Source organism: Acidovorax sp. GW821-FHT09A11, from assembly GCF_059418365.1.
Genome location: NZ_JBWKPS010000011.1, coordinates 78337 through 101811, shown reverse-complemented (window position 1 = coordinate 101811; position 23475 = coordinate 78337). Strand labels below are relative to the sequence as shown.

General features: G+C 65.3%; 22 protein-coding genes. 3 read left to right on the top strand and 19 right to left on the bottom strand.

Translation table 11 applies throughout. The features are described 5' to 3' along the window. Positions 1-82: 82 nt before the first annotated feature. From folP to AC07PV_RS21900, 3 genes are all read right to left on the bottom strand, one after another. Positions 83-913, bottom strand: coding sequence for a dihydropteroate synthase (folP, locus tag AC07PV_RS21910; RefSeq protein WP_494631317.1), 831 nt, complete (start codon positions 911-913; stop codon positions 83-85). A 116-nt stretch (positions 914-1029) separates the two neighbouring features. Then, a complete protein-coding gene (gene ftsH, locus AC07PV_RS21905) occupies positions 1030-2949 on the bottom strand; it encodes an ATP-dependent zinc metalloprotease FtsH (protein ID WP_218297676.1) in 1920 nt (639 codons plus the stop codon). Positions 2950-3124: 175 nt separating this feature from the next. Beyond that, positions 3125-3787: an RlmE family RNA methyltransferase gene (locus AC07PV_RS21900; RefSeq protein ID WP_218297677.1), complete on the bottom strand. Its 663-nt coding sequence runs from the start codon at positions 3785-3787 to the stop codon at positions 3125-3127. Between the two features lie 107 nt (positions 3788-3894). On the opposite strand from AC07PV_RS21900, the gene AC07PV_RS21895 reads away from it, so the two are divergent. After that, the gene (locus AC07PV_RS21895) at positions 3895-4368 is read left to right on the top strand and encodes a YhbY family RNA-binding protein (RefSeq protein WP_218297678.1); all 474 of its coding nucleotides are present in this window, start codon (positions 3895-3897) and stop codon (positions 4366-4368) included. Then, positions 4368-5156: a glycosyltransferase gene (locus AC07PV_RS21890; RefSeq protein ID WP_494631316.1), complete on the top strand. Its 789-nt coding sequence runs from the start codon at positions 4368-4370 to the stop codon at positions 5154-5156. The genes AC07PV_RS21895 and AC07PV_RS21890 overlap by 1 nt, the downstream gene beginning before the upstream one ends. 46 nt (positions 5157-5202) lie before the next feature. Here AC07PV_RS21890 and AC07PV_RS21885 read toward each other — a convergent pair whose 3' ends face one another. The 5 genes from AC07PV_RS21885 to carA all read right to left on the bottom strand — a co-directional run bounded on the left by AC07PV_RS21885 (position 5203) and on the right by carA (position 11189). Then, positions 5203-5649, bottom strand: coding sequence for a DUF4149 domain-containing protein (locus AC07PV_RS21885; RefSeq protein WP_494597410.1), 447 nt, complete (start codon positions 5647-5649; stop codon positions 5203-5205). Positions 5650-5660: 11 nt separating this feature from the next. Beyond that, positions 5661-6137, bottom strand: coding sequence for a transcription elongation factor GreA (greA, locus tag AC07PV_RS21880; RefSeq protein WP_218297680.1), 477 nt, complete (start codon positions 6135-6137; stop codon positions 5661-5663). A 180-nt stretch (positions 6138-6317) separates the two neighbouring features. Then, the gene (carB, locus tag AC07PV_RS21875; protein WP_218297681.1) at positions 6318-9563 is read right to left on the bottom strand and encodes a carbamoyl-phosphate synthase large subunit; all 3246 of its coding nucleotides are present in this window, start codon (positions 9561-9563) and stop codon (positions 6318-6320) included. A 10-nt stretch (positions 9564-9573) separates the two neighbouring features. Continuing rightward, positions 9574-9996, bottom strand: a complete 423-nt coding sequence (locus AC07PV_RS21870) for a hypothetical protein (protein ID WP_218297682.1) — start codon at positions 9994-9996, stop codon at positions 9574-9576. 20 nt (positions 9997-10016) lie between these two features. Further along, on the bottom strand, positions 10017-11189 hold the full coding sequence (carA, locus tag AC07PV_RS21865; RefSeq protein ID WP_218297683.1) for a glutamine-hydrolyzing carbamoyl-phosphate synthase small subunit: 1173 nt from the start codon (positions 11187-11189) through the stop codon (positions 10017-10019). A 286-nt stretch (positions 11190-11475) separates the two neighbouring features. Between carA and AC07PV_RS21860 the strand changes: the two genes are divergently transcribed. Beyond that, a complete protein-coding gene (locus AC07PV_RS21860) occupies positions 11476-12291 on the top strand; it encodes a hypothetical protein (protein WP_494631315.1) in 816 nt (271 codons plus the stop codon). Between the two features lie 59 nt (positions 12292-12350). Here AC07PV_RS21860 and AC07PV_RS21855 read toward each other — a convergent pair whose 3' ends face one another. The 11 genes from AC07PV_RS21855 to AC07PV_RS21805 are packed head-to-tail and all read right to left on the bottom strand — an operon-like array spanning position 12351 to position 23468. Then, entirely contained in the window at positions 12351-13124 is a 774-nt protein-coding gene (locus AC07PV_RS21855) for a TrmH family RNA methyltransferase (RefSeq protein ID WP_494631313.1), read from the bottom strand. Between the two features lie 17 nt (positions 13125-13141). Continuing rightward, positions 13142-13768: a ribonuclease HII gene (gene rnhB / locus AC07PV_RS21850; RefSeq protein ID WP_218297686.1), complete on the bottom strand. Its 627-nt coding sequence runs from the start codon at positions 13766-13768 to the stop codon at positions 13142-13144. Continuing rightward, a complete protein-coding gene (lpxB, locus tag AC07PV_RS21845) occupies positions 13734-14897 on the bottom strand; it encodes a lipid-A-disaccharide synthase (protein WP_218297687.1) in 1164 nt (387 codons plus the stop codon). The genes rnhB and lpxB overlap by 35 nt, the downstream gene beginning before the upstream one ends. 9 nt (positions 14898-14906) lie before the next feature. After that, complete coding sequence (gene lpxA / locus AC07PV_RS21840) at positions 14907-15695, bottom strand: acyl-ACP--UDP-N-acetylglucosamine O-acyltransferase (protein WP_218341591.1); 789 nt, start codon at positions 15693-15695, stop codon at positions 14907-14909. 20 nt (positions 15696-15715) lie between these two features. Next, positions 15716-16156, bottom strand: a complete 441-nt coding sequence (gene fabZ / locus AC07PV_RS21835; protein WP_010457855.1) for a 3-hydroxyacyl-ACP dehydratase FabZ — start codon at positions 16154-16156, stop codon at positions 15716-15718. 16 nt (positions 16157-16172) lie between these two features. Continuing rightward, positions 16173-17156 carry a UDP-3-O-(3-hydroxymyristoyl)glucosamine N-acyltransferase gene (gene lpxD, locus AC07PV_RS21830; RefSeq protein WP_494631312.1) on the bottom strand — a complete coding sequence of 328 codons (984 nt, stop codon included), beginning with the start codon at positions 17154-17156 and terminating at the stop codon, positions 16173-16175. A gap of 24 nt (positions 17157-17180) precedes the next feature. Next, complete coding sequence (locus AC07PV_RS21825) at positions 17181-17699, bottom strand: OmpH/Skp family outer membrane protein (RefSeq protein ID WP_218297690.1); 519 nt, start codon at positions 17697-17699, stop codon at positions 17181-17183. After that, positions 17699-19996: an outer membrane protein assembly factor BamA gene (bamA, locus tag AC07PV_RS21820; protein WP_218297691.1), complete on the bottom strand. Its 2298-nt coding sequence runs from the start codon at positions 19994-19996 to the stop codon at positions 17699-17701. The genes AC07PV_RS21825 and bamA overlap by 1 nt, the downstream gene beginning before the upstream one ends. Before the next feature lie 45 nt (positions 19997-20041). Beyond that, the gene (gene rseP / locus AC07PV_RS21815; protein WP_218297692.1) at positions 20042-21406 is read right to left on the bottom strand and encodes an RIP metalloprotease RseP; all 1365 of its coding nucleotides are present in this window, start codon (positions 21404-21406) and stop codon (positions 20042-20044) included. A gap of 26 nt (positions 21407-21432) precedes the next feature. Continuing rightward, the gene (ispC, locus tag AC07PV_RS21810; protein ID WP_218341642.1) at positions 21433-22611 is read right to left on the bottom strand and encodes a 1-deoxy-D-xylulose-5-phosphate reductoisomerase; all 1179 of its coding nucleotides are present in this window, start codon (positions 22609-22611) and stop codon (positions 21433-21435) included. Continuing rightward, entirely contained in the window at positions 22611-23468 is an 858-nt protein-coding gene (locus tag AC07PV_RS21805; protein WP_218297693.1) for a phosphatidate cytidylyltransferase, read from the bottom strand. Before AC07PV_RS21805 ends, ispC begins: the two co-directional genes overlap by 1 nt. Positions 23469-23475 lie beyond the last annotated feature (7 nt).

Here is a 23475-nt window from a genome sequence, read left to right as displayed (position 1 = left end):
TCCTCGTGTGAATCTCTCGTTGTTTATTAATAAGTGGATGCGTGCCGCCCGGCATGCTGCCCCCTCCTTGCAGCGCCCGGCCTCAACGCTCTCGCTGCATGGCGCTCCACACCGCCAGTGCCGACACGGTTTCTCGCACATCGTGCACGCGCACCACGGAAGCCCCGCGCTCCACGGCCAGCACGGCCGTGACCACGCTCGGAACCATGCGCTGCTCCACCGCCAGCCCCGTCGCGGCCCCCAGGGACGACTTGCGCGACCAGCCCGCCAGGAGGGGGTAGCCCGCGCGCAACAATGCAGGCTGATGGGCCAGCAGCGCAAAATTCTGCTCCGGCGTCTTGCCGAATCCAATGCCAGGGTCCAGCACGATCCGGGTATTCTTGACCCCCAGCGCTTGCAGATCAAGCGCTGACTGCTGCAAGAACGATAGCACCTGCCGGACCACATCCCCCTGCATGGGGGCCGCTTGCATGGTCTGGGGGTCACGGTGCATGTGCATCAGGCACACGCCGCACTGCGGGTGCGATGCCACAACCTGCGCCGCGCCTGGCTGGCGCAGCGCCCAGATGTCGTTGACGATGTCGGCGCCAAGGTCCAGCACCGCCCGCATGACCTCGGGCTTGTAGGTATCGACGGAGACCGGGGCGCCCAGGGACACCGCGTCCCGCACCAGGGGCACCACGCGCGTGAGTTCTTCGTCCAGGGGCACCGCGGGGCTGCCGGGCCGCGTGGACTCCCCCCCGATATCCAGAATGTGCGCCCCGTCCTTGAGCAGCTGTTCACAATGCCGCAGGGCCCCCGCCGTGGAGCCATGGCGTCCGCCATCGGAAAACGAATCCGGCGTGGCGTTGACGATCCCCATGACGCGGGGCTCGGAAAGATCGATGGAAAAGCGGGAGGTCTGCCAGAGCATGGTCCGTGGGGAAAAGAGATAGGGGTGCCGCCGCGAGGATCAGCAAGGGGACCAAACAGACCATGAAAAACGGGGCACAAGGCCCCGTTGGAACGGCTGGAACTGCAACGGGCTCCTCAGGCTGCCGAAGGCGCGGTGTCCGTTGCCACGGCGGGCGTGCCGCCGCTGGAATTGTCGCCGCCCGAGGGAGGCGTGCGGGGCGTCCAGTCCTTCGGAGGACGGGGCTCCTTGCCTGCCATGATGTCGTCCAATTGCTCGGTATCGATGGTTTCCCATTCGAGCAGGGCCTTGGCCATGGCGTGCATCTTGTCGCTGTTCTCCTCGATCAGGCGGCGGGCGAGGTTGTACTGCTCGTCGATGATGCGGCGCACTTCCATGTCGACCTTTTCCATGGTCTGCTCGCTCATGGTCGTGGTCTTGGTGACCGAGCGGCCCAGGAACACCTCGCCTTCGTTTTCCGCATAGACCATGGGGCCCAGCGCATCCGTCATGCCGTAGCGGGTGACCATGTCGCGGGCGATGTGCGTGGCGCGCTCGAAGTCGTTGCTGGCGCCGGTGGTCATCTGGTTCATGAACACTTCCTCGGCGATGCGGCCGCCGAACAGCATGCTGATCTGGTTGAGCATGTATTCGCGGTCATAGCTGTAGCGGTCCTGTGCGGGCAGGCTCATCGTCACGCCCAGGGCACGGCCACGGGGAATGATGGTGACCTTGTGCACCGGGTCGCACTTGGGCAGCAGCTTGCCGATGAGCGCGTGGCCGGACTCGTGGTAGGCCGTGTTGCGGCGCTCTTCCTCGGGCATGACCATGCTCTTGCGCTCGGGGCCCATGAGGATCTTGTCCTTGGCCTTCTCGAAGTCCTGCATCTCCACCGTGCGCGCATTGCGGCGGGCGGCCATCAGGGCGGCTTCGTTGCACAGGTTCGCCAGGTCGGCACCGCTCATGCCGGGCGTGCCGCGCGCGATGATGCCGGGGGCCACGTCCTGGCCGATCGGGATCTTGCGCATGTGCACGTTCAGGATCTGCTCGCGGCCCCGGATGTCGGGCAGCGTCACGTAGACCTGGCGGTCGAAGCGGCCGGGGCGCAGCAGGGCCGCGTCCAGGATGTCGGGGCGGTTGGTGGCAGCCACCACGATCACGCCCAGGTTGGTCTCGAAACCGTCCATCTCGACCAACATCTGGTTCAGGGTCTGCTCGCGCTCGTCGTTGCCACCGCCCAGGCCCGCGCCACGCTGGCGGCCCACGGCGTCGATTTCATCGATGAAGATGATGCAGGGGGCGTTCTTCTTGGCGTTGTCGAACATGTCGCGCACACGGGCCGCGCCCACGCCGACGAACATTTCCACGAAATCGGAGCCCGAGATGCTGAAGAACGGCACCTTGGCTTCGCCCGCGATGGACTTGGCCAGCAGGGTCTTGCCGGTGCCCGGAGGGCCCACCAGCAGCAGGCCGCGCGGAATGCGGCCGCCCAGCTTCTGGAACTTCTGTGGGTCTTTCAGGAAGTCCACGACTTCCTTGACTTCTTCCTTGGCCTCGTCGCAACCGGCCACATCCGCGAACGTGACCTGGTTGTTGTTCTCGTCGAGCATGCGCGCCTTGCTCTTGCCGAAGCTGAAGGCGCCGCCCTTGCCGCCGCCCTGCATCTGGCGCATGAAGTACACCCACACGCCAATCAGCAGCAGCATGGGGCCCCAGCTGACCAGCAGGGTCATGAGCAGGGAGCCTTCTTCGCGGGGCTTGACGTCGAACTTGACGTTGTTGTTGATGAGATCGCCCACGAGGCCGCGGTCCAGATAGGTCGCGGTGGTGCGGATCTTTCGGTCGTCGTTGGTGACGGCCACGATCTCGGTGCCGCCCTGGCCTTCCTGGATGGTTGCGCTCTTGATGCGGTTGCTGCGGACTTCCTCGAGGAATTCCGAGTAGCCGACGTGGCCTGCGCTGGCGCCGGCACGGGTGTCAAACTGTTTGAACACCGTGAACAGCACCATGGCGATAACCAGCCACACGGCAATTTTTGAAAACCACTGATTGTTCAAGCGGGGCTCCAGTTGCAGGGAACAGAAAACGGACACACTGCCGTCATGGCACGCATGTGCGGCCCATTTTAGGTCTTTCAAGCCACCCAGCCATCCCTATTCCCCCTAGCCGCCATGGAAACAGCACGGGCTTTACGGGCGAATTTCACGGATTCATGACCTGGGGCAAGACCTTTCAGGCGGCCTTTTTGAGGCCCATTCCCACCAGGAAGGTCTCCGAAGATTTGTCGCGCGACGCCTTGGGCTTCAAGGGCTTGACCACCTTGAAGGTCTGCTTGAACAGCGTCACCAGATCGCTGTACCCGCCGCCGTGGAAGAGCTTGACCACCAGCGCACCGTCCGGTTTCAAATGGTTGCAAGCGAAATCCACCGCCAGCTCCACCAGGTGGGCGATGCGGGCCGCATCGGCCGATCCGATGCCCGAAAGATTGGGCGCCATGTCCGACACCACGACATCCACCGCGCGGCCGCCGAGCGCCTGCTCCAGGCGCTCGAGCACCTGCGCCTCGCGAAAATCGCCATTGAGGTAGGTCACCCCCTCGATGGGCTCCATGGGCAGGATGTCCAAGGCGATGATGGTGCCATTGAGCTGCCCCGCAGCCGCACCCGAGGGCGACATGCGCCTGCGCAGGTACTGGCTCCATGCGCCGGGCGTGGAGCCCAGGTCCACCACCGTGTAGCCGGGCTTGATGAGGCCCAGCTGCTCGTCGATCTCCTTGAGCTTGTAGGCCGCGCGCGCGCGGTATCCCTCTTTCTGGGCCAATTTGACATAGGTGTCGTTGACGTGGTCGTTCAACCATGCCTTGTTGACCTTCTTGCTCTGGGTTTTGACTTTCATACGGCTCCATTGTCTCTCGACAATCGGCACAGCCGATTGGACACAAGGCCCATTTCGCGCGGCGACGCGAAGGCACCCCGCGGCGGGCCGCAGACATAATACGGCCCATGCCTCAAATTCAACTGACTCCCGCCGAGCGCCGGGAACAACGCGCCAATGCCCACCACCTGGACCCCGTCGTCCTGATTGGCGGCGATGGCCTGACCCCCGCCGTCAAGAAGGAGATCGACGCCGCCCTGAATGCCCACGGGCTGATCAAGGTGCGTGTTTTCAATGACGACCGCGCGGCCCGCGAGCTGATGTACCAGCAGATCACGGCCGACCTCAACGCCGCCCCCATCCAGCACATCGGCAAACTGCTGGTGCTCTGGCGCCCTCAGCCCGTCAAGGAGCGCGTGGTCGATGAAGACCGGATGCCGGGCCCGCGCGACGTCAAGGTGCTGAAGTTCAGCAAGCGCGGCGGCCAGCGTCCCGAAATCAAGCAGCTGCGCGTGCTGGGCAACCAGCGCCTGACCTCGGGCGGCCAGATCAAGCGCGCCAAACCCAAGCAAAAGTCGATCAAGAAGCGCCAGGCAGACTGATGAGCCCCCCCGCAGTCTCTGCAGTACCTGCAGCTTCTGCAGCGCCTGCCGGCACGGCCGCCCACGCGCGCCACATCCTCTGCATGAAGTGGGGCACGAAATACGGCCCCGAATATGTCAATCGGCTGTACGCGATGGTTCGGCGGCACCTGCGTGGCGACTTCCGCTTCGTCTGCCTGACCGACGACAGCGCCGGCATCCGCAGCGAGGTGCAGTGCTTGCCCATCCCCGCGCTCGATCTGCCACCCGGCATTCCCGAGCGGGGCTGGACCAAGCTGGCCACCTTCAGCCAGGACCTGCACGGGCTCAGCGGCACGGCCCTGTTCCTGGATGTGGACGTGGTCATCACCGGCAGCCTGGACGATTTTTTTACCCAGCCGGGCGAATTCCTGATCATCCATGACTACAAGCGCCCCTGGCGCGTCACGGGCAATTCATCGGTCTACCGGTTCGAACTGGGAGCGCACCCTGACGTGCTGGCACACTTTCGCGCCCACTTCGCAGAAATCCGCGCACAGTTCCGCAACGAACAGGCCTACCTGTCGGACTTTCTGCACCGGCAGGGCAAGCTGCAATACTGGCCCGCAGCGTGGTGCCCGAGCTTCAAGTACCACGGCATACCGCCCTGGCCCACCAACTACTGGCGCGCGCCGTTCGTGCCGCCCGGTGCGCGCATCGTGATCTTTCACGGGGAGTGCAATCCACCGGACGCGCTGGCGGGACGGCGCAACCGCCGCTTTCGCTACATTCGCCCCGCCACCTGGGTGGCGGAACACTGGCACGAGTAGGCGGCGTCGGCGCTGGCGCTGGCCGAGCCGCCGCGGTGCATGCGCTTCAGGCTCCGGCGGAGCCGCCCCCGGCGGGCGCCTGAGGGTCGTGGCGAAGCGTTTGCCACAGCACGGCCAACGCACAGCACCATTGCAGCGCGTACATCACTGTTCCCACGCTGTGCCACACGCGCAGATCCTGCCGCGCCACGATGCGCGGTGCCACGCCAAACTGCGTGAGCAGTGCCAGCAGCATGCCGCCCAGTATGAAAACCATAGCAGCTTGCGCCCATGGGTACTGCGCTACCGCCTGCCTGGGCCTGGAGACCAGCAGCAGCACCAGGCAGCAGGCCACCGCCACCCAGGTCTGTGCCGCAAACAGCCTGGCCGCCATGTTGCCCGCCACCGTCGGCGACGGGAGGTGGGCAAACAGCATGGGCACGACCAGAAAGCCGATGGTGGTCAGGCTTCCCCACCACAGGGCGGCCACCAGGGCAGGAAGGCGATGGAGCATGCCGCGCCTGTTCACTGGTAGCTGACCGCCACCACCTCATAGCGGCGAACGCCGCCGGGCGCCAGCACTTCGGCGGTATCGCCCTCTTCCTTGCCGATGAGCGCACGGGCGATGGGGCTGGAGATATTGATCAGGCCCTGCTTCAGGTCGGCCTCGTCCTCGCCCACGATCTGGTACTTCACGGTGTCGCCAGACTCTTCATCCTCCAGCTCGACCGTGGCGCCAAAGACCACCTTGCCGCCGCCGTCGACGGCGCTGGGATCGATGACCTGCGCGACCGAGAGCTTGCCCTCGATCTCCTGGATGCGGCCCTCAATGAAGCCCTGGCGGTCCTTGGCGGCGTCGTAGTCGGCGTTTTCGCTGAGGTCCCCCTGCGCGCGCGCTTCGGCGATCGCCGTGATCACCGCGGGCCGTTCCACGGTCTTGAGGCGGTGCAACTCTTCCTTGAGCTTTTCAGCGCCGCGCTTGGTAATCGGAATGGTGGCCATTCTGTCGAGTCTCCATAAGTCAAAACGGTGAAAGCGCCAAGGCACTTCCACCGGTCAGTCACCACGTCACGCCCGGGCTGTGCCGGACTTCGTCAATGGCAAGTCTACAAAAGGAAACCGCCGCACGTTGCCGCGCGGCGGTGTCTGGTCAGGCGAAGATTATGCCGCTTTTGCCGGGGGTCAGGCCACCAGCTGGGCGTGCAGCTCCTGCACCGAGTACACGTCGAGCTTGTCCAGGTACTTCATGCCCTCCACGGCCGCCTCGGCGCCGAAGATGGTCGTGAAGGTGGTCACGCGGGCCAGCAGCGACGAGGTGCGAATCGCACGCGAGTCTGCAATCGCGTTGCGGCGCTCTTCCACCGTGTTGATGACCATGACAATCTCGTTGTTCTTGATCATGTCCACGATGTGCGGACGGCCTTCCGTGACCTTGTTGACCACCACCACCGGGACGCCCGCCTCGGCGATGGCCGCAGCGGTGCCCTTGGTCGCCACCAGGTCAAAGCCCAGCGCCACCAGCTGGCGGGCAATGTCCACCGCACGGGGCTTGTCATTGTTCTTCACCGTGAGGAACACCTTGCCCGACGTCGGCAGCTTGGTGCCCGCGCCCAGCTGGCTCTTCACAAAGGCTTCCCCAAAGGTCTTGCCCACGCCCATCACCTCGCCGGTGGACTTCATCTCGGGGCCGAGGATGGTGTCCACGCCGGGGAACTTGACGAACGGGAACACGGCCTCCTTCACGCTGAAGTAGGGCGGCGTCACCTCCTTGGTGATGCCCTGCGAGGCCAGCGTCTGGCCGGCCATGCAGCGCGCGGCCACCTTGGCCAGCTGGATGCCCGTGGCCTTGGAGACGAACGGCACGGTGCGCGAGGCGCGGGGGTTCACTTCCAGCACGTAGATCACGTCCTTGCCGTCCACTTCCTGGATGGCGAACTGCACGTTCATCAGGCCCACCACGTTCAGGCCTTCGGCCATGGCCGCGGACTGACGCTTGAGTTCATCGACCGTGGCCTGCTTGAGGTAGTACGGCGGCAGCGAGCAGGCGGAGTCGCCCGAGTGCACACCGGCTTGTTCGATGTGCTCCATCACGCCACCGATGAAGGTCTTGCCCTCGGGATCGCGCAGGCAGTCCACGTCGCACTCGATGGCATCGTTCAGGAAGCGGTCCAGCAGCACGGGCGAGTCGTTGCTCACCTTCACGGCCTCGCGCATGTAGCGCTCCAGGTCGCGCTGCTCGTGCACGATTTCCATCGCACGGCCGCCCAGCACGTAGCTGGGGCGCACCACCAGCGGGTAGCCCAGGGCGGCGGCCTTTTCCAGCGCCTCGGCCTCGGTGCGGGCCGTGGCATTGGGGGGCTGGCGCAGCCCCAGGTCGTGCAGCAGCTTCTGGAAGCGCTCACGGTCCTCGGCGGCATCGATCATGTCGGGGCTGGTGCCGATGATGGGCACGCCCTCGGCTTCGAGGCCCAGCGCCAGCTTGAGCGGCGTCTGGCCGCCGTACTGCACGATCACGCCAGTGGGCTTTTCCTTGTCCACGATTTCGAGCACGTCTTCGAGCGTGAGGGGCTCGAAGTACAGGCGGTCCGAGGTGTCGTAGTCCGTGGACACGGTTTCGGGGTTGCAGTTGACCATGATGGTCTCGTAGCCGTCCTCGCGCATGGCCAGCGCGGCGTGCACGCAGCAGTAGTCGAACTCGATGCCCTGGCCGATGCGGTTGGGGCCGCCACCGAGCACCATGATCTTCTTGTTGTTGGTCGGCTCGGCCTCGCACTCGTCCTCGTAGGTCGAGTACATGTAGGCAGTGTTGGTCGCGAATTCGGCGGCGCAGGTGTCCACGCGCTTGTACACCGGGCGCACGTTCAGCGCGCGGCGGGCTTCGCGCACGGCTTTTTCCGTCGTCTTGAGCAGCTTGGCCAGGCGGCGGTCCGAGAAGCCCTTCTTCTTGAGCGAGCGCAGCGTGCCGGCATCCAGGCTGGCCAGTGCCGCATCGCCCTTGTCCACGGCCAGCTGGTCCAGCTCCAGTTCGATCTTCACGATCTCTTCGATCTGCACCAGGAACCACTTGTCGATCTTGGTGAGGTCGTACACCTCGTCCACGGAGAGGCCCATGGCGAACGCATCGCCCACGTACCAGATGCGCTCGGGGCCGGGCTCGCCCAGCTCCTTTTCGAGCACCTCACGGTCCTGGGTCTTCTCGTTCATGCCGTCCACGCCCACTTCCAGGCCGCGCAGGGCCTTCTGGAAGGATTCCTGGAAGGTGCGACCCATGGCCATGACCTCGCCCACCGACTTCATCTGCGTGGTCAGGCGGCTGTCGGCCGTGGGGAACTTCTCGAACGCGAAACGCGGGATCTTGGTGACCACGTAGTCGATGGAGGGCTCGAACGACGCGGGCGTGGCGCCGCCGGTGATCTCGTTCTTGAGCTCGTCGAGCGTGTAGCCCACGGCCAGCTTGGCGGCGACCTTGGCGATCGGGAAGCCCGTGGCCTTGGACGCGAGGGCCGACGAACGCGACACGCGGGGGTTCATCTCGATGACGATCATGCGGCCGTCCTTCGGGTTCACCGAGAACTGCACGTTGGAGCCGCCCGTGTCCACGCCGATCTCGCGCAGCACCGCCAGGCTGGCGTTGCGCATGATCTGGTATTCCTTGTCGGTCAGCGTCTGCGCGGGGGCCACGGTGATGGAGTCGCCCGTGTGCACGCCCATGGGGTCCAGGTTCTCGATGGAGCAGATGATGATGCAGTTGTCCGCCTTGTCGCGGACCACTTCCATCTCGTACTCCTTCCAGCCGAGCAGCGACTCCTCGATCAGCAGCTCGTTGGTGGGCGAGGCTTCCAGGCCGCGCTTGCAGATGGTCTCGAACTCTTCGGGGTTGTAGGCAATGCCGCCGCCCGTGCCGCCGAGCGTGAAGCTGGGGCGGATCACGGTGGGGAAGCCCACGCTCTTCTGGACGGCCCAGGCTTCGTCCATGCTGTGGGCGATCCCTGAGCGCGCGGAGCCCAGACCGATCTTGGTCATGGCGTCCTTGAACTTCAGGCGGTCCTCGGCCTTGTCGATGGCTTCGGGCGTGGCGCCGATCAGCTCGACCTTGTACTTGTCGAGCACGCCGTTGTGCCACAGGTCCAGCGCGCAGTTGAGCGCGGTCTGGCCGCCCATGGTGGGCAGGATGGCGTCGGGGCGCTCCTTGGCGATGATCTTCTCGACCGTCTGCCAGGTGATGGGCTCGATGTAGGTCACGTCGGCCGTGGCCGGGTCGGTCATGATCGTCGCGGGGTTGCTGTTGATCAGGATGACCTTGTAGCCTTCCTCGCGCAGGGCCTTGCAGGCCTGCACGCCGGAGTAGTCGAACTCGCAGGCCTGGCCGATGATGATCGGGCCGGCGCCGATGATGAGAATGCTTTTGATGTCTGTGCGTTTTGGCATGGTGCGTCGATCAGTCGATCGTGGGTTCGGCTGCCTGGGGGCTGGGGGTCGGGGCAGAGGCTGCTGCGTCCGATGGCGGGCGCCGCTCGGTCAACTTGGCAAGCAGCGCCTGGGCCCGTTCGGGAGGAAGGTTCTTCTGCATCAGCTGCAGCAGGCCGTCGCCCTGGATCAGCGGGCGCAGGACCTCTTCTTCCGCGTCATAAAACGTCACTTCCCATTCCTGCAGCAGCTCTGCGAAGGCGGCATCGTCCAGGGTCTTGCCCTTGGCCACCAGCGTGACGAGGGGCATGGCCTTGTTCTCGACGAACGCCTTCTTGTAGGGCTTTTGCGCCCAGCGTTCCGTGAACCACTCGCGGTGGGGCGATGGCAGGGTCAGGACACGCTTGTGGATCGCCTTTTCCAGCGATGCGAGGGGAAAGCTGAACAGTTTCATGGCGCTATTCCTTCCCGGGTTCAACCGGCTTTCGCCGCGCGCATGGCATCGGTGAATCGGTCGAAAAGGTAGGCGATGTCGTGCGGCCCGGGGGAAGCCTCAGGGTGGCCCTGGAAGCAGAATGCCGGCTTGTCCTTGTGGACCAGCCCTTGCAGCGTGCCGTCGAACAGGCTGATGTGCGTGGCGCGCAGGTTGGCAGGCAGCGATTCCATGTCCACCGCGAAACCGTGGTTCTGGCTCGTGATGCTCACGCGGCCGGTGTCCAGGTCCTTCACGGGGTGATTGGCCCCGTGGTGGCTGTGGGTCATCTTGAATGTCTTGGCGCCGGCGGCCAGGGCCATGATCTGATGACCCAGGCAGATGCCGAACGTGGGCACGCCGCTGTCCACGATGGTGCGGGTGGCGGCAATGGCGTAATCGCAGGGCTCCGGATCGCCGGGGCCGTTGGACAGGAACACGCCATCGGGCTTGAGTGCCAGCACATCGGCGGCGGGCGTCTTGGCAGGCACCACGGTGACCTTGCAGCCGCGCTCGGCCAGCATGCGCAGGATGTTCTTCTTCACGCCGAAGTCGTACGCCACCACATGGAACTGCGGCGCCGCGAGTTCGCCGTAGCCCGAGCCCAGCTTCCACTCGGTCTGCGTCCACTCGTAGCGCGACGCCGTGGTCACCACCTGGGCCAGGTCCAGTCCGGCCATGTTGGGGGCGGCCTTGGCCTTGGCGATGGCTTCGTCGATGAGCGCCTGCGTGACCGGCTGCCCGGCGGCCAGTCCGATGATGGCGCCGTTTTGCGCACCCTTGCTGCGCAGCAGGCGCGTGAGCTTGCGGGTATCGATGTTGGCGATGGCCACGGTGTTCTCGCGCACGAGGTACTGCGAGAGCGTTTCCGTGGAGCGGAAGTTGCTGGCCAGCAGGGGCAGGTCCTTGATGATCAGGCCCGCGGCATGGACCTTGTCGGCTTCGATGTCCTCCACGTTGACGCCGTAGTTGCCGATGTGCGGATACGTCAACGTGACGATCTGCTGGCAGTAGCTGGGGTCGGTGAGGATTTCCTGGTAGCCGGTGATCGCGGTGTTGAACACCACTTCGCCGACGGTGGTGCCGGTGGCACCAATCGAATTGCCGATAAAGACCGTGCCGTCTGCGAGCGCCAGGATGGCGGGCGGGAAATTTCCCTGTAGAGACAAAAGCACTGGGTTCTCCGGATGGTTACGGTCGCCCGGCGCCTGCAGGCCACTCGTGCACGCAAAGGTACGCAAGTGCCGGTGGCTGCTCTCAGATGGGTTGTTGCTTTGGGTGCGGTCGGGCGACGCTGTTGCGAGAAAAGCTCCCGATTATACCCATCGCGGCGCATTCACTCACAAATGCATGCCTTGCATAACCTTGTTACGTAAGCAAGTGTTCCAGGCATTTCAGGTGACAACGGTCCGCCTAGACTTCGGCCGACGCCTCCCGCCACTCCCACAGAGAACCCTCCCGATGCGCACTTTTCTCCGCCCTCTTGCCCTTTCCCTGGCCGGCCTGTGCGCCGCCGTGGCCGCCCAGGCCCTGGAACTGGCCAGGTACCCCCAGGTCTTCGTGGCCCCCCAGGGGGTGGAAGTGGTGCTGGCGCCCAGCGCGGATGGCAAACAGGCCCTGGTGCGCGTGAGCGGCATCAACGATCCCATTGACCAGGTCGTGTTCCTGAGCCAGCTGGAGCAACAGGGCTCCGCGCGGGAGGTCTATGCCACCCGGCTCGACGGCCGCAGCTACGGCCTGCTGCAAAAGCAGAGCCACGCCTATCGCCACGGCGAGCAGTATGTGGTGTACCTGCCCGGCAAGCGCGACGGCCTGCCGCTGTCCTTCAGCGAGGAAAAGAGCAAGGCCTTCAAGCTGGCGGACCTGCAGGCGAGCTACCAGAGCCAGCAAAAGCAGGGCGTGCAGGAAAAGCTGGCCCGCTTTGACCGCAGCAAGCGCCTCGCGGGAGCGCAGGCCGAGCTGGCCAGGGCCGACCAGGAAGCCTCCGCGGCCTGCGGCACGCCGGTGAAGACCACGGTCGACTGGAGCACGATCGATGACGAGAAGCTGCAGACCCTGAGCATCGGCAGCTTCTGCAGCGTGGTGGCATCGGAGCTGGACTCCATGTGCCGCAACACGCCCGCCTTCAAGAGCACTGCGTCCGGGCTGGGCCAGGTGCAGTGCAGGTTCGCGCCACAGCTCAAGATCCGCGTGGAAAACCAGCAGGTGCTGTTCAGCACCGAGAAGGATGCGCCCAACCAGGGCGATTTCGTGCGCCAGTTCCTGCGCAACCTCTAGAAAAACGGGAGAAGGCGGGCCTTCCGCGGCCCCCCGGAGCCGGCTGCGAAGGGAGGTGTTCAGCGCCCGGCGCCGCTCGCATGCAGGCAGATCGCCGCCGCCGCCGCGACGTTCAGCGACTCCTCGCCGCCGGGCTGCGCGATGCGGATGCGCATCGCAGCCCGCTCCTCCAGCACGGCGGAGACGCCCTGCCCTTCATGGCCCATGACCCATGCGCAGGGCCAGGGCAGCGCGGCCCGGTGCAGCCAGTCCCCGGCGTGCGAACTGGTCACCAGCATGGGCACCTTCAGGGACTGGAGTTCGCCGTGCTCCACGCCTTCGATCAGGTCCAGCGCGAAATGCGCGCCCATGCCGGCGCGCAGCACCTTGGGGGACCACAGGGCGGCGCTGCCCTTGACGGCGACCACCTGACGGAATCCGAATGCCGACGCGCTGCGCAGGATGGAACCCACATTGCCGGCGTCCTGCACCCGGTCCAGCACGACGGTGGCGGCGTCCATGCGCAATGCGGCGGCAGCGGGCAGATCGATGATGAAGCCCATGCGGGCAGGCGACTCCAGACCGCTGATGTCGGCAAACAGGGCATCGGCGAGCACTATGGTTTTCATAGCTGCCTGCACCCATTCCACTTGCGCCTGAGGCCAAAAAGACTCGGAAAATACCGCGATCGATGCCCGCTGACCCCGTTCCAGGGCGGCGCGGCAGAGGTGGTCACCCTCCAGCCACACCCTGCCCTGCTTGCGGTAGGCGGTGGTGTCCTGCGCGAGCCGGCGCAGTTCCTTCACGAAGGTGTTGTCCCGCGAATGGATCGCGGTGATGGACGGAGAGGTCATGGGGCGAGCAGGTTCCGTCAGGCAAGCAGGCTCTGCGCCACGGGCGCAAAGGAACGCCGGTGATGGACGCAGGCCCCGTGCTCGCGCAAGGCGGCCATGTGCACCGCGGTGCCATAGCCCTTGTGGCCGGCAAACCCGTACTGCGGAAACTCTTCATGCACCTGCACGCACCAGCGGTCGCGGTGCACCTTGGCCAGGATGGAGGCGGCCGAGATGGCCGGCACCAGCGCATCGCCCTTGACGATGGCCTCGGCCTGGATGCCCAGCGTGGGCAGGCGGTTGCCATCGACCAGCACCATGACGGGCTTCAGGCGCAGCCCCATCACGGCCCGCCGCATGGCCAGCAGCGTGGCCTGCAGGATGTTGAGCTGGTCGATCTCTTCCACGCTGGCCTCGGCAATGCTGCAGCACAGCGCCTTGGCACGGATTTCGTCGTAGAGTTTCTCGCGCCGGGCAGGCGTGAGCTTCTTGGAATCGGCAAGGCCGGCGATCGGATTGAGGTCATCCAGAATGACCGCGGCCGCCACCACGGGCCCCGCCAGCGGGCCGCGGCCCGCCTCGTCCACGCCGGACACAAGACCCGGCGGGTGCCATGGCAGGCAGGCCTGTTCAGGCAGCTGGGTGAAGGATTTTCTGGATCGCATCGGCAGCCAGTTGGGGGGTATTGCGTTGCAGGCTTTCGTGCAGCGCCGTAAAGCGCTGCTCCAGGGCCGTGATTTTCTCAGGATTGTGCTGGCGCGCATCCAGCCATTGCAGCGTTGCCGCGCAGAGCGCCTGGGGTGTCGCGGCATCCTGGATCAGCTCGGGGACCACGAATTCTCCGCAAAGGATATTGGGCAGCCCCACCCAGGGCTGCAGCTGCTTGCGGCGCATGAGCCACCAGCTCAACGGGTGCATGTGGTAGCCGATGACCATGGGACGCTTGAACAGCGCCGCCTCCAGCGTCGCGGTGCCGCTGGCGATCAGCGTGGCGTCGCAGGCGGCCAGCACGGCATGGGACTGGCCGGACACGATCTGCACCGCCCCACCCAGACCCGCGGCCCGTGCCGCCTGCACGATGCGCTCCCGCAGCGCCGGGACGGCAGGAACTATCAATTTAATAGCTGGACGCGCTTTCAGGACAAGCGCTGCAGCCTCAAAGAAAGGCTGCGTGATGTAGGCGATCTCCGAGGAGCGGCTGCCCGGCAGAATGGCCAGCACCTCGTCGGCATCCTGCAGGCCGAGCTGGGCGCGGGCGGCGGCGCGGTCCGGCACCATGGGAATCACGCCGGCAAGCGGGTGGCCCACATAGGTCGCCGCAATGCCGTGCCGCGCCAACAGCTCGGGCTCGAACGGAAAGATGCACAGCACGTGGTCGGCGCTGCGGCGTATCTTCTCGACACGGTCCGCGCGCCAGGCCCAGATCGACGGGCACACGAAGTGCACGGTCTTGACACCCGCGGCACGCAGGTCGGCCTCCAGCTTCAGGTTGAAGTCAGGCGCATCCACGCCGATGAACACGTCCGGACGCTCCTTGAGCAGCCGCTCACGCAGTTGCTTGCGAATGCCCAGCAGTTCGCGCAGGCGGCGCAGCACCTCCATGCTGTACCCATGCACGGCGAGCTTCTCGCTGGGCCACCAGGCGGCAAAACCCCGGCGCTGCATCTGCGGGCCACCAATGCCGCAGGACTGCAGGCCCGGCCAATGGGCCTGCATGCCGTCGATCAGCAGGCCGGCAAGCAGGTCGCCGGAGGTCTCGCCCGCCACCATGGCGACGCGGGGGGAAGCCTTCATCATTGCCCCTCAGCGCGCGATGCCGCGCGTGGAGGTATCCAGGAAACCCAGCATCATGGCGATGTCGGGCGCAGCCTCCGGATGGGCGGCTGGCAACTCGGCCACGCCTGCGCGTGCGGCCTCCAGTGTCAGCCCCTGGCGATAGAGCAGGCGGTGCATCTGCTTGATGCCCGCCACACGCTCTGCCGAGAAGCCCCGGCGGCGCAGCCCGACGATGTTGAGGCCGCGCAGCGCCAGCGGATTGCCGTCGGCCAGCATGAAGGGGGGCACATCCTGCGACACGGCGCTGGCAAAGCCGACCATGGCATGGGCACCGATCGAGACGAACTGGTGAATGCCGGTGAGCCCGCCGATGGTGACCCAGTCGGCAAGGTGCACATGGCCTGCCAGCGTGGTGTTGTTGGAGAGCGTGGTGTGGTTGTCAACGCGGCAGTCGTGCGCGATGTGGGTGTACGCCATGATCCAGTTGTCGCTGCCCACGCGCGTGATACCGCCGGCTCCCGGCACACCGAGGTTGAAGGTGCAGAACTCGCGGATCACGTTGCGGTCGCCGATGACGAGTTCGGTCGGCTCGCCCGCGTACTTCTTGTCCTGCGGCACGGCACCCAGCGATGCGAACTGGAAAATGCGGTTGTCGGCCCCGATCGTGGTGCGCCCTTCGATCACGCAGTGCGGCCCCACCGTGGTTCCCGCCCCGATCACCACGTCGGGACCAATCACCGCGTAGGGCCCCACCGTGACCGTGGGATCCAGACTGGCGCCTTGCGCGACTATGGCCGTGGGATGAATATTGCTCACGATCTGCAAGTCTGAGCGGATCAACCCACGCTGCGCATGGTGCACATGAGTTCGGCCTCGCAGGCCACTTCCTCGCCCACGCTGGCCACGCCCTTGAACTTCCAGATGCCGCCGCGCACGCGGTCGATCGTGATGGAGAGAATCAGCTGATCGCCCGGCTCCACCGGCCGCTTGAAGCGCGCGCCATCGATGCCGACGAAGTAGTAGATGTTGTTTTCATCAGGCACCTTGCCCATCGCGTCGAACGCCAGCAGGCCGGCTGCCTGCGCCAGGGCCTCGAGGATCAACACACCCGGCATCACCGGGCGCCCTGGAAAGTGCCCCATGAAATAAGGCTCGTTGAACGTCACGTTCTTGATCGCCTTGATGCGGGTGTTGCTCTCAAGCTCGATCACTTTGTCCACCAGCAGGAACGGGTAGCGGTGGGGCAGTTGCTTGAGAATTGCGTGGATATCCATCATCGAGTTGTTCTTCCGTTCATGCTGCTTTCAGAGCTTGCTCCAGCGCCTTGATGCGCTCTCGCAAGCTGTGCAGTTGTTTGAGTGTTGCAGCGTTTTTTTCCCAACGCGCATTGTCGTCGATGGGAAACATGCCCGTGTATTGCCCAGGCTGGCTCAAAGAGCGCGTGACCACCGTGGCGGCAGAGATGTGCACGTTGTCCGCCATCTCCAGATGGCCCAGCACGATGGCGCCGCCGCCCACGGTGCAGTGCGCGCCAATGGTCGCGCTGCCGGCCACGCCCACGCACCCCGCCAGGGCCGAGTGCTTGCCGATGCGCACGTTGTGCCCGATCTGGATCAGGTTGTCGAGCTTGACGCCGTCTTCGATGACGGTGTCCAGCAGCGCACCACGGTCGATGCAGGTGTTGGCGCCGATCTCGACATCGTCGCCAATGTGCACGGCCCCCAGTTGCTCGATCTTGACCCACTGCCCGTTCTCGGGCGCAAAACCAAAGCCGTCGGCGCCGATCACCACGCCGGGGTGCACGATGCAGCGCGCGCCGATGCGGCAGCCCTCGCCCACCGTGACACGGGACTTGAGCACGGTTCCTGCGCCAACGCGCGCACCGCGTTCCACCACGCACAGGGGACCGATGGTGGCGGTGGCATCGACCTGCGCCGACGGGTCCACCACCGCGCTCGCGTGCACACCGCCCTGCACTGCGGGGGCATTGAGCCGGCGCCAAAGCTGCGTGGTCCGCGCGAAGTACACGTAGGGGTTGTCCGCCACGATGCAGGCGCCACGGGCCAGGGCGGCATCGCGCATGGCAGGCGCCACAATGACACAGGCCGCCCGGGAGGCGGCCAGTTGCTGTTGGTAGCGGGGGTTGCTCAGGAAACTGAGGTCTCCCGGCCCTGCAACCTCCAGGGGCGCGATGCGGGAAATGACGGCATCCCGTGCCGCACCTCCTTCCAGCGAGCCACCGAGCGCATCAACTATGTGCCCGAGAAGCAAGCTCACGCGCCACCTGTCCAGCGCTGGGGCTTACTTGCCGGCAGCGGCATTCAGCGCCTTGATCACCTTGTCGGTGATGTCGTGCTTGGGGTTGATGTAGACGGCCTCCTGCAGGATCACGTCGTACTTCTCCGCCTCTGCCACCTGCTTGACCACCTTGTTCGCACGTTCGAGCACCTGGGACAGTTCCTCGTTCTTGCGGGCGCTCAGGTCTTCCTGGAATTCGCGGCGCTTGCGCTGGAATTCACGGTCCTGGTCCACCAGCTGGCGCTGGCGGGTGGTGCGCTGGCTTTCAGCCATCGTGGGAGCTTCGCGTTCGAACTTCTCCGTGGCGGTCTTCAGGGTGTTGCCCATGTCCACCAGTTCTTTCTCACGGCGGGAGAATTCCTGCTCCAGCTTGGCCTGTGCAGCCTTGGCGGTGCTGGCCTCGCGGAAGATGCGGTCGGTGTTGACAAACCCGGCTTTGAACTCTTGCGCTTGTGCAGGCGCTGCGATGGCAAGCGTGCCAAGCAGCAGGGCCAGAGAGATATGGCGAGAAAAGGATTTCATTAGAAAGACGTTCCAATCTGGAATTGCAGTTTCTGGATTCTATCGCCGGCGAACTTGCGCACCGGTTGCGCAAAGGCCAGGCGCAACGGACCCAGCGGGGAAATCCAGCTCAGGCCCAGGCCGACGGAGGAACGCATGTCACTGAAAGTAACTTTTTCGTTCTCTCCGTACACATTACCCACATCAAAGAAAGTGAATACACGCAGTGTCCGGTCGTTGCCCGCGCCCGGGAAGGGTGCGATCAGCTCCGCGTTCAAGGTGACCTTCTTGGGTCCCCCCAACGACGCGCCCGTCACGTCACGCGGCCCCAGCGTACCCTGGTCGAAGCCGCGCACGGATCCCAGCCCCCCCGAATAGAAGTTCTTGAACACGGGGAACGGCCTGCCGTTCATACCCTTGCCGATGCCCACCTCGCCGTTGAAGGCGATGGTGAAGCGCTTGTTCAGCGGCACGTACTGCTGATACTGGTAGTTGGCCCGTACATAACGGGCATCCCCTGCCACCGACCATTCTGAATTGAGGCGCTGATAGCGGCCGGAATTCGGCGCCAGAGCGCTGTCGCGGTCGTCCCGCGACCAACCGATCGTCAAAGGAATGGAGGTGCTGCTGTAGCCAAACTGGTCGGCATAGGCCAAGTAGGTGGCGGGAATGTTCGTACCCGCCTTGATCTTGGTCTGCTCCAGCCCCCCACCAAAGAACACGGTATCAGTTTCACTGAACGGAACACCGAATCGCACCGACGTTCCGGTGGTCACCAACTCGTAGTTGCCGCCCTGGTCTTCGTAGGGCTTGTCCGTGCGGTAGTACACATCCAGCGTGCGCGAGATGCCTTCCGGCGTGAAGTATGGATTGGTGGTGCTGAACACCAGCGTGCGACGGTACTTGCTGGTGTTGACATCGATGCCCAGGTAGTTGCCGGAACCAAAGATGTTTTCCTGCTTGATGCCGAACGACAGCGACACCTTTTCGGCGCTGGAGAAACCCACCCCCATCTGCAGCGAGCCCGTGGGCTTTTCCGCCACGTTGATCACGAGGTCGACCTGGTCGGGGGAACCCGGCACTTCCTGGGTTTCCACATTGACTTCGGTGAAGAAGCCCAGGCGGTCCACGCGGTCGCGCGACAGGCGGATCTTCTCGCCGTCGTACCACGAGGCTTCGTACTGGCGGAATTCACGGCGGATCACTTCATCGCGCGTGCGGTTGTTGCCGCTCACGTTGATGCGGCGCACATAGGCGCGGCGCGAAGGTTCGGCCTGCAGCACGAAGGCGACCCGGTTGTTTTCGCGATCGATTTCGGGCACGGCTTCCACGCGCGCGAAGGCGAAGCCAAAACGCGAGAAATACTCTGAAAACGCCTTGGTCGTTTCCGTGACCTGGTCCGCGTTGTAGGGCTCGCCCGCGCGGATGGTGACCAGGGACTTGAACTCGTCTTCGCGGTCCAGGTAGTTGCCCTCCAGCTTGACGCCCGAGACCACGTAGCGCTCGCCTTCCGTCACGTTGACGGTGATGGAGATGTCCTGCTTGTCGGGCGAGATGGCGACCTGCGTGGAGTCGACCCGGAACTCCAGATACCCGCGCTGCAGGTAGTACGAACGCAGCGTCTCCAGATCGGCATTGAGCTTGGCGCGCGAGTAGCGGTCCGACTTGGTGTACCAGCTGAGCCAGCCCCCGGTGTCCTGGTCGAACAGGCCTTTGAGCGTGGATTCACTGAAGGCCTTGTTGCCGACGAGGCGCACTTCCTTGATGCGGGCAGGCTCGCCCTCGACCACGGTGAAGGTCAGGTTGACGCGGTTGCGCTCGATCGGCGTCACGGTGGTGACGACCTCGGCGCCGTACAGGCTCTTGTTGATGTACTGGCGCTTGAGCTCCTGCTCGGCGCGGTCCGTCAACGCCTTGTCGTAAGGCCGGCCCTCGGTGAGTCCGACATCGCGCATGGCCTTCTTGAGCGCGTCCTTGTCGAACTCGCGCGTGCCGGCGAAGTCAACGTCGGCGACGGTGGGCCGCTCTTCCACCACCACCACCAGCACGTTGCCGGCCGCCTCCAGGCGCACGTCCTTGAACAGGCCCAGTCCGAAAAGAGCGCGGATGGCCGCGGCGCCCTTCTCGTCGTTGTAGTCGTCACCAACCCGCAGCGGCATGGAGGCAAACACGGTGCCGGGCTCCACGCGCTGCAGGCCCTCGACGCGGATGTCCTGCACCTTGAAAGGCTCCAGAGCCCATGCCGCATTGGCGGCAAAAATCATGGCTGCAACGGCCGATGCGGTACGCACGCCCAGGCGATTGATGTGTTTTTTCATGAATGAAGCTGGAGCCGCAGTTGCAGGGCAAGCGCGGCAAAAGTGTTAGCCAAAGAGCCGGGTGATATCGTTGAACAGGGCAATGGACATCATGAGAAGCAGGACCGCAACGCCTCCACGCTGCAGGCGCTCCATCCATGCATCCGACACCCCCCTGCCCGTGACACCCTCCCAAAGATAATACATCAGGTGCCCTCCGTCCAAGACAGGCAGCGGCAGCAGGTTGAGCACGCCCAGGCTCACGCTGATCAGCGCAAGGAAGACAAGGTACTGCGAGAGTCCCAGGCTGGCGGAGCGCCCTGCGTAGTCGGCGATCGTCAGGGGGCCGCTGAGGTTCTTGAGCGATGCCTCGCCGATCACCATGCGTCCCATCATCCGAAGCGTGAGGATGGAGACATCCCAGGTCTTGACCACGCCGGCCCAGGCCCCCTCGAACACGCCATATTCCACCGTCACGAATTCAGGGGGGGCCCCGACATACGCCCCGATGCGGCCGACGGAGGCGCCCAGTTCCGGCTTGGCCTCGGGCAACACGTCCACGCTCAGCACCTGGCCTGAGCGATCAATGCGCCAGGACTGTGCCAATGGCTCGCTTCCCCGCACCGACTGGCGGATCAGCTCGCGCAGCTGCTGGCCGTCCACCACGTCGCTGGCACCGATCCTGAGCACCACGTCCCCCTGGCGCAATCCAGCGCGGGCTGCGGCCCCGTCAGGCATGACCTCGCCCAGCACCGGCCGTGTCCACGGCCCCAGGATGCCGATCTTGCGAAACAGCTGGGCGTCCGCCTCCCGGCTGTCGATCTTCGACATGTCCAGCAGGATTTCCCGGTGCACAGCGCCCGACTGCGGCTGCACGTCGAGGCGCACGTTCACACCCTCCAGCGCACCGCGCGTGAGCAGCCAGCGCAGATCTTCAAACGAGCGCACGGGCTCCATCTCGTCCGACCCCAGCGCTGCCTGCGCGACCAGCTCGCCGCCCCGCAGGCCGGCACTCTGCGCGACGGACCCGGCCACCGGACTGGCGAGCACCGCCTTGGGCTCGTCCACCCCGTTCCAGTTCACAATGGAATACAGCAGCACCGCCAGCAGCAGGTTTGCCAGCGGCCCCGCGGCCACGATGGCCGCGCGGGAGCGCAGCGGCTGGGTATTGAAAGCCAGATGCCGCTCCTCGGCGGCCACAGGCGCTTCCCGCTCGTCCAGCATGCGCACATAGCCCCCCAGCGGAAAAGCCCCCAGCACGAACTCCGTGGGCGACCCCTTGGGCTGCCAGCGCAGCAATGGTTTGCCAAAGCCCACCGAGAAGCGCAGCACCTTGACCCCGCACGCCACGGCCACCCGGTAGTGGCCATATTCGTGCACGGCGATCAGAAGGCCCAGGGCCACGATGAAGGCAACGATGGTAAGGAGCATGTACGGGTCCGTGGTGCTGTGAGAACTCAGGCCGCCAGGCGGCCCGCGGCGTGCTCGGCAGCATTGCGTGCCTGGGCATCCAGGTCCAGCAGGGCTTCGAGGGAATCTGGCTTGGAGGGAGAAACCGCGTCCAAAGTTGCAAGATTCACGGCATGGATACGGTCGAAACGCAGCCGCCCCGACAGGAAGGCCCCGACCGCGACCTCGTTGGCGGCGTTCAATACTGCGGTCGTGCCTTCGGCCGCCTTGAGCGCCTGCCAGGACAGGTGCAGCCCGGGAAAACGGGCCGCGTCGGCATCTTCAAACGCCAGCGCCGTCAAGGCAGAGAAGTCGAGCCGGCTGGCACCGCTGGCGATGCGCTCCGGCCAGGCCAGGCCGCAGGCGATCGGCACGCGCATGTCGGGGGTGCCGAGCTGGGCGAGGATCGATGCATCCTTGAACTGCACCATCGAGTGGATGATCTGCTGCGGATGGATCACCACCTTGATCTGGTCGGGGTGCAGGTCGAACAGCCAGCGCGCCTCGATCACTTCCAGCGCCTTGTTCATCATGGTGGCCGAATCCACCGAGATCTTGCGGCCCATCGAGAAATTGGGGTGCGCGCAGGCCTGGTCGGGCGTGATCTGCGAGAGCGTGGACGGATCCCGCTGGCGGAAGGGACCGCCAGACGCGGTCAGCAGGATGCTGTCGACGCGTTCGGCCCAGGTCGCCGGATCTTCGGGCAGGCACTGGAAAATCGCGGAATGCTCGCTGTCGATGGGCAGCAGCGTCGCGCCGCCCTCGCGCACGGTCTGCATGAACAACCCGCCGCCCACCACCAGGGCCTCCTTGTTGGCCAGGAGCAGCCGCTTGCCCGCGCGCGCTGCAGCCAGGCACGGCGCCAGGCCGGCAGCGCCCACGATGGCCGCCATCACGGCATCCACGTCAGGGTGGGATGCTATTATTTCAAGAGCATCTTGCGCTTGAAGGACATGCGTTGGAAGGGCATTTGCCTGCAGCCTTTCAGCCAGCAGGGCCGCATGGGGGGCACTCGCCATCACGGCGTAGCGGGGGCGGAACTGCGCGCACTGCGCCAGCATCAGGTCCACCTGGGTCGCAGCACTGAGCGCGAACACCTCGAAGCGCTCGGGATGGCGGGCCACCACGTCGAGAGTGCTGGTACCGATGGAGCCCGTGGAACCCAGGACAGTCAGTCGTTGTTTCATCATTGCGTTGTCAGGCTCGTGAGCATCATGGCCAGCGGCAGGGTGGGCAGCAAGGCGTCCACCCGGTCGAGCACGCCACCGTGCCCGGGCAACAGGCCGCTGCTGTCCTTCACGCCCGCGCTGCGCTTGATGAGGGACTCCACCAGGTCACCCGACACGCTCATGGCCACCATGAACAGGGCCGCGATCACGAGCAGCCACCAGCCTTGCTGCGCCATGCGGCTGTAGAAGCTGGGAACGGCCGCCTGCCAGTGGGCATCGGCGGCCACCCAGATGAATGCCATGGCCAGCACGCCGGCAAGGCCGCCCCACACGCCCTCCCAGCTTTTGCCGGGACTGATGGAAGGGGCCAGCTTGCCCTTGGTGAAGCGCAGGCCAAAAGCACGGCCCGCGAAGTACGCGAAGATGTCGGCGACCCACACCAGCAGCAGCACCGACAGCAGGAAGTTGACGCCCACGTTGCGCGCCTGCACGACCGCCAGCCACGCAAGCCAGAGGGCCAGCACCCCGGCCACCAGGCGCACCGCCGCCGGAATGCGAGGCCAGCCGGGCACGCCGGCCCTGAGCAGCCAGGCCGCGGACAGCACCCAAAGGCCACCCCCCGCCACCCAGAGCCCCGCCAGCGGGCGGTCAATCCAGCCCAGGGCCCACGACCCAGCGCACAGGGCGACGCACGCGCCCCCCACCGCCACGGAGCCCGCCTGTCCGAAACCGCTCAAACGGCCCCATTCCCAGGCGCCGGCCGCCATGAGCACCAGCACCACCAGGGTGAACGGGACGGTGGACGATGAATAAAAAAGCGCCGGCAGCAGAATGGCCAGCAGGACAAGGGCTGTAATGACGCGCTGTTTGAGCATGGGGCCT

What these genes read in the sequence shown, in the direction of transcription:
- folP (WP_494631317.1), bottom strand. Translation starts at nt 913, where the DNA reads ATGCTCTGGCAGACCTCCCGCTTTTCCATCGATCTTTCCGAGCCCCGC.
- AC07PV_RS21900 (WP_218297677.1), bottom strand. Translation starts at nt 3,787, where the DNA reads ATGAAAGTCAAAACCCAGAGCAAGAAGGTCAACAAGGCATGGTTGAAC.
- AC07PV_RS21895 (WP_218297678.1), top strand. Translation starts at nt 3,895, where the DNA reads ATGCCTCAAATTCAACTGACTCCCGCCGAGCGCCGGGAACAACGCGCC.
- AC07PV_RS21890 (WP_494631316.1), top strand. Translation starts at nt 4,368, where the DNA reads ATGAGCCCCCCCGCAGTCTCTGCAGTACCTGCAGCTTCTGCAGCGCCT.
- AC07PV_RS21885 (WP_494597410.1), bottom strand. Translation starts at nt 5,649, where the DNA reads ATGCTCCATCGCCTTCCTGCCCTGGTGGCCGCCCTGTGGTGGGGAAGC.
- greA (WP_218297680.1), bottom strand. Translation starts at nt 6,137, where the DNA reads ATGGCCACCATTCCGATTACCAAGCGCGGCGCTGAAAAGCTCAAGGAA.
- carB (WP_218297681.1), bottom strand. Translation starts at nt 9,563, where the DNA reads ATGCCAAAACGCACAGACATCAAAAGCATTCTCATCATCGGCGCCGGC.
- AC07PV_RS21870 (WP_218297682.1), bottom strand. Translation starts at nt 9,996, where the DNA reads ATGAAACTGTTCAGCTTTCCCCTCGCATCGCTGGAAAAGGCGATCCAC.
- AC07PV_RS21860 (WP_494631315.1), top strand. Translation starts at nt 11,476, where the DNA reads ATGCGCACTTTTCTCCGCCCTCTTGCCCTTTCCCTGGCCGGCCTGTGC.
- AC07PV_RS21855 (WP_494631313.1), bottom strand. Translation starts at nt 13,124, where the DNA reads ATGACCTCTCCGTCCATCACCGCGATCCATTCGCGGGACAACACCTTC.
- rnhB (WP_218297686.1), bottom strand. Translation starts at nt 13,768, where the DNA reads ATGCGATCCAGAAAATCCTTCACCCAGCTGCCTGAACAGGCCTGCCTG.
- lpxB (WP_218297687.1), bottom strand. Translation starts at nt 14,897, where the DNA reads ATGAAGGCTTCCCCCCGCGTCGCCATGGTGGCGGGCGAGACCTCCGGC.
- fabZ (WP_010457855.1), bottom strand. Translation starts at nt 16,156, where the DNA reads ATGATGGATATCCACGCAATTCTCAAGCAACTGCCCCACCGCTACCCG.
- AC07PV_RS21825 (WP_218297690.1), bottom strand. Translation starts at nt 17,699, where the DNA reads ATGAAATCCTTTTCTCGCCATATCTCTCTGGCCCTGCTGCTTGGCACG.
- bamA (WP_218297691.1), bottom strand. Translation starts at nt 19,996, where the DNA reads ATGAAAAAACACATCAATCGCCTGGGCGTGCGTACCGCATCGGCCGTT.
- rseP (WP_218297692.1), bottom strand. Translation starts at nt 21,406, where the DNA reads ATGCTCCTTACCATCGTTGCCTTCATCGTGGCCCTGGGCCTTCTGATC.
- ispC (WP_218341642.1), bottom strand. Translation starts at nt 22,611, where the DNA reads ATGAAACAACGACTGACTGTCCTGGGTTCCACGGGCTCCATCGGTACC.
- AC07PV_RS21805 (WP_218297693.1), bottom strand. Translation starts at nt 23,468, where the DNA reads ATGCTCAAACAGCGCGTCATTACAGCCCTTGTCCTGCTGGCCATTCTG.